The organism is Halobacteriovorax sp. ZH5_bin.2, from assembly GCF_043196375.1.
Lineage (GTDB): Bacteria > Bdellovibrionota > Bacteriovoracia > Bacteriovoracales > Bacteriovoracaceae > Halobacteriovorax_A.
The window spans coordinates 193,056-206,070 of the sequence record NZ_JBEBMJ010000001.1 but is presented as its reverse complement, the minus strand read 5'-3'; the positions used below and the strand labels follow the sequence as shown (position 1 = coordinate 206,070).

The following is a 13,015-nucleotide window of genomic DNA, read 5'->3' as shown; positions in this document are numbered from 1 at the left end:
ATTACTCCTAATTAAACGAACGTAAAAGTGATCCAGTAACAAGTTGCCAACCGTCCACAAGAACAAATAGTAAAAGTTTAAATGGTAATGAAATAACAACCGGAGGAAGCATCATCATCCCCATGGCCATTAGAACAGATGCCACAACCATATCTAGAATTAGAAATGGAATATAAAGTAAGAATCCAATTTGAAATGCTGTCTTTAATTCAGAAATAATGAATGCCGGAATTAAAAAGTGAATAGGTACGTCATCAATTGATTGTGGTGCCTGACGATTCGTTACATCATAAAAAAGTCCAATATCGGCTTTACGAACCTGCTTATTCATAAACTTTCTCAGTGAACCTTCAATACGATCAACTGCTAAAGTCGTCGTTATTTTCTTATCCATATATGGCTTTACTGCATTAGCATAAATCTCTTCACCTGTAGGCTGCATAACAAAGACAGAAAGGAAAAGAGCAAAACCGATGAGAAGTTGATTTGGTGGCATACTTTGCGTACCAATTGCTTGTCTCATGAATGATAGAACAACGATGATTCTTGTAAAACAAGTACAAAGAATTAAAACCGCCGGTGCAAGAGTAAGTACTGTAAATAGAATAGTTAATTCGATCGTATCAACAAGATCAACTCCCTGTCCAAAATTAACAGAAAGACCTGGAAGGCCCAGGTTAGTTGATTGTTGAGCAAAGATCGTACTTAGCCATCCCCCAATACTAAATATTAATAATGCTCTTAAAAAATTCTTCATCCAACTTCCTATTGAATTGATTTTAATAAAATTATTGTAAAGACTTCATGTCCTTAACTTTCTTCTTAATTTGTGCTGTTAAGCTTACTTTCTCTTCTTGAGTCGCTTGTCCAGCAAGACTATTTAAGATGTCTTGTTGTGATGAAGCTGTCGAGTTACTTGCTTCTTTCATATTCTGAGCAACTTCTTTTAGCTTAAATTCTTTAGAACCAGAGTTTGCCGTATCTAAATTTGTATCAAAATTAGATCCCGTTAGCGCCTTCTCACCTTCTTTAAAAAATTCTGTTGTATCTTGAATTTCAGTTAAGAAGTCCATACCCTTTTCAGACTGGGCCATTAGGAAAACTTGCTTTTGAACTCTAACAACAAGAAGACTTCTCTTTGGAGCAAGGTAAGTTGTCGATAGAACCTCAACCATTTTTGCATTTGAGAACAGACCAAGTCCACCCTTCTTTAACATTCCCTTTCTAAAGAAATTCATTAAAAAGAAGATACCTGCTGCAAATAGAGCAAAGAACCCAATAAATTTAAAAATATAAGTCGACATCTGAAATCCACCTTTTTCAACACCTGAAGAAAGATTGCTTACAGTGTCTTCAATCTGCTCATTCTTTTCTTTGGCAAGAGCTAGTAAAGACTCACTAGTCTTTTCAAGCTTTACATTATTCTTATTTTTGTTATTAGTTACTTCTTCTTTATCTTTTAGTAGCTTTGCAAGGTAGCTTTCATCATAAGCTTCAGCATTTTTTTGCTTTACAGGAGCTCTCTTAGTAGGAGCAGCTTTAGTTACTGCAACTTGTTTCTTATTCGCAGTAATTGGAAAGTACATCTTAATTTCATTATCACTAACTTCTAAACTTACTTTATCTTCGTTACCCTTAATGTCGTACGGGAGAATTGCACGAACACGAGCTACATCCTTCGTAAATTGATATGCTAGAAGTTTCGTATCAAATTTTTCATTAACAGATACTTGTTTTTCAATCTTTGGCCATACGATTGTATCTTTTAACGCTACTTGAATAATATCATCTTTAATTGTTAACTCAGGAGTTGTATCAAACTTTCCTTTAAGCCCAACCGTAACAATACCTGTTGAACCATTTTTAGTTAACTTAACCTTCCCGACTTCAACTCTAGCAAATGCATTCGTTGTCATAAGTGAAAGTGCTAAAAATAATAATTTAAGTTGTCTGGCCATAATTAATTCCTACGTTTCTCTACTACTTTAGATTTTCAATTCTCTCGATTGGCGAAATAATATCAGTTAAACGAATACCAAATTTTTCGTTTACAACAACAACTTCACCTTTTGCTACTAACTTTCCATTAACTAGGATCTCAAGAGGCTCACCTGCTAGTTTATCAAGTTCTAGTACTGAACCTTGTCCTAATTGTAGAAGGTCTTTAATAATTACTTCTGTTCTACCTAGCTCTACTGTTACTTTCAGTGGAATATCTAGGATAAAGTCTAGGTTTTGAACCTTAAGCTTATTAATGGCATCGTCACCTGCTCTGATTTCATCAGCAAGTTTTTCAACTTCCATTGTGTTGAAGTTCTCTAGCCCTTGTGTTTGGTTATTTAGTTCTGTTTGATCACTCATTTATATCTCCCTTAATTATTCGACTTCAATATCCATAGAAACTTTAGGTGTCTTATCAACGTGAGTTACTTGCACCGCTCTGTTTCCTTTGTATGTTCCAATAAGACACTTCAACTTTTCTACACCTTGAATTGCTCCCTTAACCTCGCTTGATGCTTCCTGATTAAGAGGAATAATATCTCCAGTTTGTAGAGTTAAAAGATCTCCTACAGTCATTTCAGCTTCACCAAGCTTTACAACAATCTCGGCCTTCGTATCTTTAATGTGCTCATTCATAGCACTAGTCCAGATACTATCTGCCATGTCATTATCTGTTTGGTAATTTGATGAAAGTTTTTGCTTAATCGGCTCAATCGTTGAGTAAGGAACAACGATCATAATCGTTCCCGAAGCTGATTCAAATTCAACTTCAAGAGTTGTCGCGATAATTACATCTGATGGAGGAACAACACCAACGAATTGTGGGTTAATTTCAGTTCTAACGTATTGAGCATCAATACGGTGAACCTGTGCCCATGCCTCTTCAAGGTCAGCAATGGCCATATCCATAACCTTTCTCATGAAAGAAAGTTCAATCGCTGTAAATTCTTTTCCTTCGATCTTTGTGAAAGGACGATCTGTACCACCAAAGTATGAATCGATAATTGCATAAGCAAGCTTTGATTCAAATACTAGTAGAGCAGGACCTCTTAGTTCATTAAACTTCATGATACACATACACGATGGAATCGGAAGCGTGTTTACAAACTCACCAAACTTTAAAAGGTCTGTTGAGATCATTGAAATCGTCGAGATCTTTCTTAGAGAGTTTGAAAGTGATACACGAAATGAACGAATGAATCTTTCGTAGATGATTTCAAGAATAGGCATTCGCCCACGAATGACTCGGTCTTGATTTGTTAAGTCATAGGGCTGAATATTCTCGTCTTCAGCTTCATCATCGAAATCCCCACCTTCACCTAGAAAATCATCTGCGTCACCATCGTTTACAGCGTTTAATAGAGCGTCGACTTCGTCTTGACTTAAAACCTGTGCCATCGTTCCCCTCCTAGGATTTGATGATCTTGGCATCCTGCCAAAAATTAAACTTAATACTTTATATTAACTAGTTGATCTGGAAACCAACGTAGTAAACATCTAAAACTTTTCCATCAACTAAGTATGAGTTGATAGCTGATTTGATCTCTTCTTTTAGGTATTCCTTACCTTGTACTTTAAGGAGATCATTTGGCCTCTTAGAGTTCAAAATACTAATGATTGAATCTCTAATCTGAGGCTTTCTTGCCTTGTATTCTTCTTCCTTCGCATTCAGAGAAAGCTTAAGAACAGCATTTAATCTAATATAGCGTTGAGGGCCATCACCTTGTGCAAGGTTGGCCGTGAAGCTATCAAGTGGAAATAGCTTTCCTTCTTCTTCCTGTGCTTCACCAGTCTGTACAACCTCTTTATCTTGAGATTGTTCGGCCATTTGTGCCTTAACGATATCTTCCACAGACGACTGCTCTGAGATCTTTAAATGTGTTTGGTACTGAAAGTAAGCGATAACACCCATTAAAACGATATTCAGTAGTAGAGCTACTGTTAGTAGAGGGTTCTTTCCACTTCCTTGGTATGAATTGTCAGCACTTCCATCTGCCATAATCTATAAATCCTTTACTTCACACAGAAAAAAATTCCTTTAAAAACTGTGCCTCGTCAAAAATTATACATCTAGCGGCCATTTTCTACAAGATAGTAAAGTGTGTTCCGGAAGATTCTGCCCATTAATTTTGAAATTTTAAGACTTTATGAGGAATGTAAAAAAGTAGTGGTGTCAAAATGTCGACGTTTTCTTGACGCTAGAGAGAGTTGATAGGCAAAAAATACCCCTAAAAATAAGAAAGCCTCCGTAATGGAGGCTTCTTATTATGAAACTAATTTCAAACAAAAATTAGAACATTTCCTTCCAAGCTTTACCTGGCTTGAATTTTGGAAGTGTCTTAGCTTTGATTTTGATTTTTTCACCAGTTGCTGGGTTGATACCAGTTCTAGCTGCTCTTCTTACTTTTGTGAAAGTACCAAAACCGATTAGTGAAACATCGTCACCTTTCTTAACTGCTTTCTTGATTGTCTCAAGAGTAGTAGATACGAATGCATCTGCATCTTTCTTTGTTAGGTGGCTAAGTTCTTTGTTTTTTAAGATTGCTTCTACAAGTTCTTTTCTGTTCATTTTAACTCCAAATAGTTAGTTATTTAGTTGTTGTAGAAATAGGATGAAGTTTGAAACACGCTTTGACAAGGCTTTTTAGCGTTTTTTTTAACTTTTGAAGGTTTTTTTTATTTTCATGCTTATTTTAAGTTTTTTTCTTGCCAAACTACTATCTCTTCCTCTAGTGCGATTCTCACGGCTTTTAGCCACTCTCCTTCAAGTTCTTTATGATCTTCAAGGTCTTTAATTTCAACAAAAAGTTGAATAAAGACTGGACCTAGTTGTTGATAGAAAGTTTCCATTTTTGGAATATTAATATCGACAGGAAGACGATGAGCAAGCTTATCCAAGCTTTTTTCAAGCTCTAAAATCTCTTGTGCTAAATCAAAAATAGAATTGATTTTTAACAAAGATGATAAATGATTAATGTAAGCAACATCTAAAACATTTTGTTCTAATAAAGAATGTGGAATATCATCGTGAAGAAAATCTTCAATTGTATAATCAATTTGTCTTGCTGATTCACGAAAGAATTCTTTGTTAACTTTCACTTGATTATGATCAAAGAAGTTCACCATTTTAACCTCCAATGATCATATTATAACACGGAAAAATAAAAAGGCCCACCTAGTGGCGGGCCTTCATATTTAAACTGAACTTGATCAGTGATTAGATATCAAGTTTACCTTTTTCTTTAAGAAGACCAAGGATCATCTCAAAGTGAGAAAGTGGGTAAGCACCTTTAACAGGTACACCATTGATTACGAAACCAGGAGTTCCTTGAATCTCAAACTTTCTTGCTTCAGCTTCGTCTTGTGCAATTCTTTTTTCAACTGCTTCAGACTTAACATCTTTTGCAAGTTTAGTCATGTTAACACCTAGATCTTTCGCTGTTTTCTTTAGGTATTTTTCTTTTAGATTTCTTAGCTTTTGCTGACCTTCTTGAGTAAAAAGAATGTCGTGAAATTTGAATGCTTTTTCTTCAGATTGAAGTCTAATTGCTTCGTAATAAGCAGCTGCGATTCTAGCTTCTGAGTGGAAAGAAAGTGGAAGGTGCTTATAAACAAATTGAACCTTTCCTTTGTACTTTTCAAGCATTGGTTTAACAACATTATCAAACCCTCTTGTACAGTAAGGACACTGAAAGTCAGAGTATTCAACTAAAGTAATGATTCCACCTTTAGTACCTCTAACTGATTCGTCTTCTCTGATTTGTGGCTTTAGAGGGTTTTCAATAAACTCGTGAAGTTTTTTGTTTTCCTCTTCTTCTCTTTTCTTCGCCATTGCTTCTTTTGCGTTTTGAGCTGCAACTTGAAGAGCTTCCATAACTTCAGCAGGGTTAGCTTTAATTGCTTCTGCTAAAATCGTTGGATCATCTTTTAATGCTTTTTTGATTTCATCTTTACCTACACAACTCGTAAGTAAAACTAATGACATTACAATGCCTAATGCTTTTTTCATTACTATCCCTTTTGTTATTATGAACAAATTTCACATCAAATTATTATTATGATTTTACTTGAACAAAGTTAAATACTCAATCATCTTTTACTGAGTACTCTTTTTCCATATAGTCCAAATACTTGTTGATGGCACGCGTCTGATGACGAACGTACTTGTAACCGATAAGGTGAACTCTTGATGTATATCGTCCACTAATAAAAGATCGCATTGTTGCAAAAATACCAAATGCTGGCGTTGCAACTTTGTTATAAAGATAGCCCATGAAAAAGCCATAAGAAATAATATTGATAATAATCGTAATCCCTACAATATCATCCTGAATTAAGGCCATGTTACTAAAGTAATCTTTAGCAATTTTACCATTCGTAAAGACTTCGTTAACCACAGAAATCACAGCATCAAAAAGAGCATAGTTAATAATTAGAATGATCATTCCAGTTAGAATACATGTAATAGCAACGTAGATACTTTTATGGACAAAGAACATCGTCTCAAAGACAGGTTTATGTATCCTCTTGTATTTAGCGGGAACTTCAATTTGAGTTAATTTCCCACTCATGCGCAGAGTTGAAGTCGTTGTAAAGAACCAATCACTAAAACTAGACAGTAATCTTAACTCAGATTTAAGTTCTCCGTCGAAAGAATTTACTTTTTCTTCAGATCCTAGAAAGTCCAAACAGTACTGTGCAATCTCATCAAATGGCCGAAGTATTAATTGCGCAAGAACAATTCCCGCAACTAATAAGAAGGCAATGGAAATAATCATCCAAGGTAGAACTTCTAATAAACCAATTTGAAGGTAGTCATAAATTAGTGAATCAATAATATAATCAATATCCTTACGATAAGTCGTAATATAGATAATTGTTGATTTTAAAAGTATCCAGTTAAGTATAAATCCTACGATAATTGAAATAAATGGAATGATCGCAAAGATGAGCCCCATCTTTAAACGAAACTTGGCCTGATCATCCTTTTTAAAATCTTTAAAGGATCCAGTGATAATCTTAAACGTTGATTCTTTTACTTGTTCATAAGCTGTCATAATTACTTACTATTTCGGTTAATTTGAAAAAATTCTTAATTAATTTTATCAATTTCTAAAGAAATCCTTAATCCTCTCCGATACAAGTAATAGCGTGAAAACTAATATTTGAGGATATTATGAAAAAGTTTAAGTTATTAATGGTTGTGACAATTGCTTCAATGCTTGTAACAAGCTGTGGACAAGACTCTAAAAGTAGTAGTGGTGGTTACTACTCAGGTTGGGGTAATGGCGGAAGCGGTTCAAATACAGGATCAACTGGAATGGACTCTCAAGGTCAGGCCTTATTTGATAGTCTTGTGAATGCTCAAGCTTTTAGTTGTCAGTACGGCCGATACGACAGTAATAATCTAAATAATTATGGCCAGTCTTATCTTAGGCTCGGACAAAGAAGAGGAACGATTGTTGCTAATATTCCAGCTGGTTACTCTTATAATAATGATGTCGTTGCAGGTCCACTACAAGAAGGAATGCTACCAAATGAATCAAACCAACACCACGTTGGAGTCAATAGCTTTGGGGACATTCTTATCATTACAAAAGTACTCAATGGTAGTAATCTAACTGGTTATAATATTCGCCTTTCTCTTTGCTCACGTTCATTTACAGATGGCCGCTATAGCTACCCAATTATTGGTGATGATCGTGGACTTCAGGGAATTAGCCTACAGCAGTCTGGAGCGGTTCTAGGTTCAGGAACGAATTGTCCAGCAGCAACAGTTGATTCAGCTCACTTTCAAGTTATTGCAGCTCCATACCAATATTCACAACCAACTCAAGGAACTCTTCAACCAGTTGGTTTAAATATTAGTTTTTCAACACCATGTCCTTAATGATTTAAAAGAACTAATAAAGTTTCAAAACATTTAATTTCGGAAAATAATGGGCCAGAATTTCACGATGGCCCTTTCCTTTTTGAGCAAGACCTAAAGAGCCTACCTGACATAGACCAACTCCGTGACCATTGCCCTTTCCAACAAAGTGAAGACCTGCTCCACCTACATCAACCATATAGAAATGATTTGAAGGAAATTCGACTCGACCAAAGTAGCGACGGAATAAACTTTTTTTGATTTTGATCTTCTTTACACCATTTTGAACATAAAGGTTTTTTTGATCTCTTTTATCTGGATATAAGAATAGTTTTTTCTTTAAGCTTTGTTTCTCAATAAACTTCTTTCTCATTGCCCATTTAAGAAATTTCTTAAAGCGAAGTTTTGTAATTTTTGAATCCCAATTTTTCTTCTTCTGACAGTAATCACATTTTACCGTCGAATAACCATGAACATCATTTCTCCACACATCAGAAGGAACTAATGTCGTTCCTCCACAACTTGCATGAAAGAATGCGGGAACAAGATTTCCCTTTCCATTTGTAAGAACTAATCCTGCTGTATCTTTTGCGGCCTCAAGAGTACTGGCCGTCACATCATTAAATGTTCCATTTACTTGATGTTTTTCAGAATTTTCTAAATCATAAAGTGTGTCATTCTTAAGCCCTGAAATCATCATGTGGTGAAGAGCATAAGTACGAGCCGCTACGGCCTGTGCCTTTAAGGCTTCAATTGGCCAAGATGCATTCATTTCTTTTGCAAGTAGAGTTGCAATATAGTCATCAAGGTCCATCTCATTAACAACATCACACGAGTTACCATCAGCACTCGTCACAATATGCATCTGTCCCATGAATTGTTTACGCTCAAAACTAATAAGTCCTGTTTGTGATGTTAGAGATGCTAAGTATTGTGGTTTTACAGATTTAACTGATTGTAGATTTTGACAATTAACTTTTATCTTTTTAAAGCCTTTAAAACTTTTTCGACTTCTTGTTGCTACTACCTTACGAGTAAGATCAACGCCTTCTAGAAGAACGTTATCAAGATCTTTTGCAACCCTCACCTTTATTGTGTGACCTGATCGTATATTTTGTAATGGGCTAATTCTCGCAAGAGAATTCCATGAAGAAAGTATAATGATAGAGATAAGTAAATTTCTCAACGAATATCGTCCTGATTTGTGCGGCATCCTTGCCCTGCAACTTCTCTAGTAAAATGATATATGATTTTACTAAGCTACTCAACTTGTGAGAAATTTTATCGCTTTTTGCATATCTGTCCATGCCGTTTTCTTCATGGACTCATTTACCTCTAGTAATTTAGGATGAAATAGTGGCATGACGTCTATTAACTGAGCATTTCCATCAACTTCTATTTGAATTGAGTGAAACTCTCCATGAACGTTTGCAAGACGAACACGTTTATCTAGACATAAGTTTGTAGCAGCTGCACCAAGACTAATAAGTAGTCTAGGCTTAAAGTGAGCACAACAAGTGAAAAGGAATTCACGAGCATCTTTTTTAATAAATGGAACACGAATAAAGCGGCCACTTGAAATCTTCATGGCCTTAATCATACGTCCCATTATATCTTGATCAGATTCAATCATTGATAAAGGTAGGAAGTCTGGAAGCTCCCCTTCTTCAATCTCATCCAGTCCAAAGAAGATAATATCCACTTCACCTTGATAGTCTTTGTAGCCAGGAATTGATTCAAGCTCCCAAGAAGTACTATACAGTGAAAGAAATTTATTGATATCGTTGTTAACTTTGATAGAGCGAGAGGATTCAGCTGAGCTTGAAGCTGCTGCAATATCAATCTTGCGCTTCGGAGGTGTAATAGGAACCTCTATTTTAGGCGCTAAGACTGTTTGCTCTACTGTTGCAGCTTCTTGCTGAGGAACAACGACCGTCGGCTTAGGTGCTTGACTAGGAGCTTCAGTCACTTCTTGTGAAGCCTTACTAGAAGTAAGCTTGCGCTCTTTTAGCTTAGGATACCAAAGTGTATTTTCAAATAATTTGGCATAGTAATTCGGCTTCTCATCTCGTGAGAGTTTTAAAACGTTATTAAAATCTTTAGTTAATTTAGTTAAAAATTGCGCCATTACTTTATTTCCTATGGGTAAAATATCCCTAAGTCATTAAAAAAAAAAGCATAAATTTCAGAACATTGTTAAGCCTCCGATAAATCAACTACATCCACTGCTTGGGACACTCTGCACAATTTCAAATCCCTAGTAGTAATTATTATTTAAAGGAGTTGCTACAATGTCATTCGATCCAGATTTCCAATTTGAAAACTTTGAAGAGTTATTTGGTGATGCCGATCAAGTACATAAGGTTTTAAATGATTGTCCTGTATGTGGCTCTAAGATGGTTCACACACACCTATCGGATTATAAAAACTTGTACATACACGAGAATTCGAGATGTACTGATTGCGGGCACGGCAATCGTAAAAAAATCCACCACCTAAACTAGACAATTATTTCTGAGAGAATTCGGCCATAAGCTTGGCATGAATTCTCTCAGCAATGCCTTCCTTAATATCCAATTTATGACTAATTTCAATTACCGATAACTGTGATAACTCTTTAAGATTCAAGTCCATATTTTCGTGAATCGTTTTTAGCGTCTTCTCACCAATCCCTTCGATATCATCAAACCATGAAGTAAAAATACGATCTCTCTCCTTCTTATGATGAAGTTTGCGAGAAAAACGGTGCGCCTCATCTCTCATTTGCACAACAATTCTCATAAGAGATGGTGTCTTCTTTAAAATATAAGGATTAATTCGATTAGGTATAATTAGCCTTTCATCAGAACTTGAAACCTCTTTATCTCTGAATGACTCCTGTTTACTTGTTTTAATCTTTGCAATTCCCACAACAGGAATCTCAAGTTTAAAATCTTCAAGAACGGCCAAGAAACTTGAGACTTGTCCTTTCCCACCATCAACAATAAAGACATCGGGAAGTTTTCCTTTCTTTAACCTTCGTGCAAGAACTTCTTTCATCATGGCAAAGTCGTTATTTCCTTCAGGTCTTTCTTCCAAGTGATAATAGCGATACTGTGTCTTATCTGGTTTTCCATCGCGAAAGACAATCTGAGAAGCCGTTGGAGACTTCCCTTGCCAAATGGCAACGTCAAAACATTCAAGGATTTTTGGCGTCTCTTTTAAGTTTAAAAGCTCTTTTAGTTTATTTAAACCAATCCATGGGCCATCAAGGTTTTTCACTCTAAAGCGCTGGTGTTCTCTTGCATGATCAAGTGTTAAATCATAAAGAGTTTTCATCTTTCCAATAGGTTTTTGTACTTCAACTTCTTGATCAAGAACTTCATTAAAAGCTTCACTAATCATTGATAGGTCAGCTTTTTTCTCATCGAGATAAATACGACTTGGAAGCTTTTCTTTCGTATTTGAATAATATTGAAAAAGGAATGTTTGAAAGAGTTCATGATTTTCACTCTCACTATCGCCTTTCCCAAAGTGATAATTTTTATGCCCTAGAAGAATTCCTGATCTCATCATATAGATTGAGATATCAACTTCTAACTCTCCAACGTGATAAGCAACAATATCAAAGTCTCTTTCCGTAGATAATTCGACGTTTTGTTTCTCATAGCTTTGAGAGAAAGACTTTAACTCTTCAATGCTATCGCGAATTTCTGCTGCCCTTTCAAAGTGTTCACTTTCAGCAGCAGCAAACATCTTTTCTTCTAAAATCTTTAAAACATTTCTGCTTTGCCCCTCAAAGAAGTTAATTACGTAATTAAGATCCTTGAAATAATCTTTCTCAGAAATATAATCCACACAAGGAGCCGAACATTGCTTCATCTGATAAATAAGGCACGGACGTTTTCTCTTTCGCATCTCCTCTACTGAGCAGTCTCTCAATGTAAACGACTTTGTTAAGATGCGAGATATTTTTAAAATATTACTTCCCGTTGTAAAAGGCCCAAATAACTTAATTTTCTTTTTTCTCTTTGGCCTTCTTGTGTAAACAAGACGTGGGAATTTTTCGTTCAAATCAATCTGAATATAGGGATAACTTTTATCGTCTTTTAGCTGAATATTATATTTGGGAATATGCTTTTTAATTAAGTTATTTTCTAAGATATATGCTTCGGCATCAGTCTTAGTCATGATAAAGTCAAAGTCTTGAATATGAGAGACAAGGATTTGGGTTTTAGGTGACTTTTCTGAACTGTTAAAATAGCTGGAAACTCGACTACGAAGGTTTTTCGCCTTTCCAATATAAAGAATTTCTTCGATGCCAGCACGTTTTCGCTTCATCAAATAGCATCCAGATTTTGTCGGTAAATGTTTTGCTTTTTCCAGCAGTGCTAAAGTATTTTTCTTCATTATAATTATCTACATATTACCTTTTATTCTCTTTACTTTAATCCTATTCGCCATTAAATTGACCTAATTAAGTAAAAGGAAGAGAGAATATGTCAAAACTAGGTGTTGGTAAGGAAATTGTAACATATTGTAGCAAATGTAAGTTAGATCTTGCTCATTTAATTGTAGCAATGAAGGATGCAGATACTCCATATAAAGTTCTGTGTAATACTTGTAAAGCAACTCATGCTTACAAGCCAAAAAAAGTAGTATCTCCAAGTGCTACTCGTCGTAAAGCTCCGACAAAGAAAAGAATTTCAACAGAAGAAAAAATCATTAATGTTTGGGAAAATGCCCTTGAGAAGCTAGAGGGTGAACCTATTTCATATAGTATTCGTCACAAATTTGAAGTTGGTGATGTACTCGCTCACCCAACTTTTGGGCCAGGGCTTGTCGAAAAAAGTCTCGATGCCAATAAGATCGAAGTACTTTTCAGAGGCTCAATCAAAATTCTTATGCATAATAAATAAATAAAAAAAGAGCTTGATAAGCTCTTTTTTTATTTATGCGTCCTTCATTTGGAATGAGGATGTACACGAGAGAAAGACCTTTAGGTCTTTCGGTTCGCAACAAACGCAATACAAAGAGCTTGATAAGCTCTTTTTTTATTTATGCGTCCTTCATTTGAAATGAGGATATACACGAGAGAAAGACCTTTAGGTCTTTCGGTTCGCAACAAACGCAATACAAAGAGCTTGATAAGCTCTTTTTTTATTT

At 35.5% G+C, this 13,015-nt stretch carries 15 protein-coding genes; 3 read left to right on the top strand and 12 right to left on the bottom strand.

Features of this window, described 5'->3' with window-relative positions; genetic code table 11:
- Window positions 1–7: 7 nt before the first annotated feature.
- The 9 genes from fliP to ABMA76_RS00930 form a co-directional block, all read right to left on the bottom strand.
- Window positions 8–757, bottom strand: a complete 750-nt coding sequence (gene fliP, locus ABMA76_RS00970; protein ID WP_392858401.1) for a flagellar type III secretion system pore protein FliP — start codon at window positions 755–757, stop codon at window positions 8–10.
- Between the two features lie 31 nt (window positions 758–788).
- Complete coding sequence (locus tag ABMA76_RS00965) at window positions 789–1,958, bottom strand: flagellar biosynthetic protein FliO (RefSeq protein ID WP_393060663.1); 1,170 nt, start codon at window positions 1,956–1,958, stop codon at window positions 789–791.
- Window positions 1,959–1,980: 22 nt separating this feature from the next.
- Window positions 1,981–2,361 (bottom strand): flagellar motor switch protein FliN, encoded by a 381-nt coding sequence (fliN, locus tag ABMA76_RS00960; RefSeq protein ID WP_021268549.1) that lies wholly within the window; start codon window positions 2,359–2,361, stop codon window positions 1,981–1,983.
- A 15-nt stretch (window positions 2,362–2,376) separates the two neighbouring features.
- Window positions 2,377–3,399, bottom strand: coding sequence for a flagellar motor switch protein FliM (gene fliM / locus ABMA76_RS00955; protein ID WP_021267929.1), 1,023 nt, complete (start codon window positions 3,397–3,399; stop codon window positions 2,377–2,379).
- Between the two features lie 67 nt (window positions 3,400–3,466).
- Complete coding sequence (fliL, locus tag ABMA76_RS00950) at window positions 3,467–4,000, bottom strand: flagellar basal body-associated protein FliL (protein WP_392910404.1); 534 nt, start codon at window positions 3,998–4,000, stop codon at window positions 3,467–3,469.
- A gap of 291 nt (window positions 4,001–4,291) precedes the next feature.
- Window positions 4,292–4,570 carry an HU family DNA-binding protein gene (locus ABMA76_RS00945; RefSeq protein ID WP_021268333.1) on the bottom strand — a complete coding sequence of 93 codons (279 nt, stop codon included), beginning with the start codon at window positions 4,568–4,570 and terminating at the stop codon, window positions 4,292–4,294.
- A gap of 119 nt (window positions 4,571–4,689) precedes the next feature.
- The gene (locus ABMA76_RS00940) at window positions 4,690–5,127 is read right to left on the bottom strand and encodes a hypothetical protein (RefSeq protein ID WP_392910406.1); all 438 of its coding nucleotides are present in this window, start codon (window positions 5,125–5,127) and stop codon (window positions 4,690–4,692) included.
- A gap of 91 nt (window positions 5,128–5,218) precedes the next feature.
- Entirely contained in the window at window positions 5,219–6,010 is a 792-nt protein-coding gene (locus tag ABMA76_RS00935; RefSeq protein ID WP_392910408.1) for a DsbA family protein, read from the bottom strand.
- Window positions 6,011–6,086: 76 nt separating this feature from the next.
- The gene (locus ABMA76_RS00930; RefSeq protein ID WP_392910410.1) at window positions 6,087–7,058 is read right to left on the bottom strand and encodes a hypothetical protein; all 972 of its coding nucleotides are present in this window, start codon (window positions 7,056–7,058) and stop codon (window positions 6,087–6,089) included.
- 119 nt (window positions 7,059–7,177) lie between these two features.
- On the opposite strand from ABMA76_RS00930, the gene ABMA76_RS00925 reads away from it, so the two are divergent.
- A complete protein-coding gene (locus tag ABMA76_RS00925) occupies window positions 7,178–7,891 on the top strand; it encodes a hypothetical protein (RefSeq protein ID WP_392910412.1) in 714 nt (237 codons plus the stop codon).
- Window positions 7,892–7,904: 13 nt separating this feature from the next.
- On the opposite strand, the gene ABMA76_RS00920 is transcribed toward ABMA76_RS00925, so the two are convergent.
- Complete coding sequence (locus ABMA76_RS00920; RefSeq protein WP_393060661.1) at window positions 7,905–9,056, bottom strand: SpoIID/LytB domain-containing protein; 1,152 nt, start codon at window positions 9,054–9,056, stop codon at window positions 7,905–7,907.
- A 78-nt stretch (window positions 9,057–9,134) separates the two neighbouring features.
- Window positions 9,135–9,998, bottom strand: a complete 864-nt coding sequence (locus ABMA76_RS00915; protein ID WP_393060659.1) for a hypothetical protein — start codon at window positions 9,996–9,998, stop codon at window positions 9,135–9,137.
- A gap of 163 nt (window positions 9,999–10,161) precedes the next feature.
- Between ABMA76_RS00915 and ABMA76_RS00910 the strand changes: the two genes are divergently transcribed.
- Window positions 10,162–10,374, top strand: coding sequence for a hypothetical protein (locus ABMA76_RS00910; protein ID WP_021267851.1), 213 nt, complete (start codon window positions 10,162–10,164; stop codon window positions 10,372–10,374).
- A gap of 4 nt (window positions 10,375–10,378) precedes the next feature.
- Here ABMA76_RS00910 and uvrC read toward each other — a convergent pair whose 3' ends face one another.
- The gene (uvrC, locus tag ABMA76_RS00905) at window positions 10,379–12,259 is read right to left on the bottom strand and encodes an excinuclease ABC subunit UvrC (RefSeq protein WP_392910420.1); all 1,881 of its coding nucleotides are present in this window, start codon (window positions 12,257–12,259) and stop codon (window positions 10,379–10,381) included.
- Between the two features lie 89 nt (window positions 12,260–12,348).
- Between uvrC and ABMA76_RS00900 the strand changes: the two genes are divergently transcribed.
- Entirely contained in the window at window positions 12,349–12,768 is a 420-nt protein-coding gene (locus ABMA76_RS00900; protein ID WP_393060657.1) for a hypothetical protein, read from the top strand.
- Window positions 12,769–13,015: the final 247 nt, after the last annotated feature.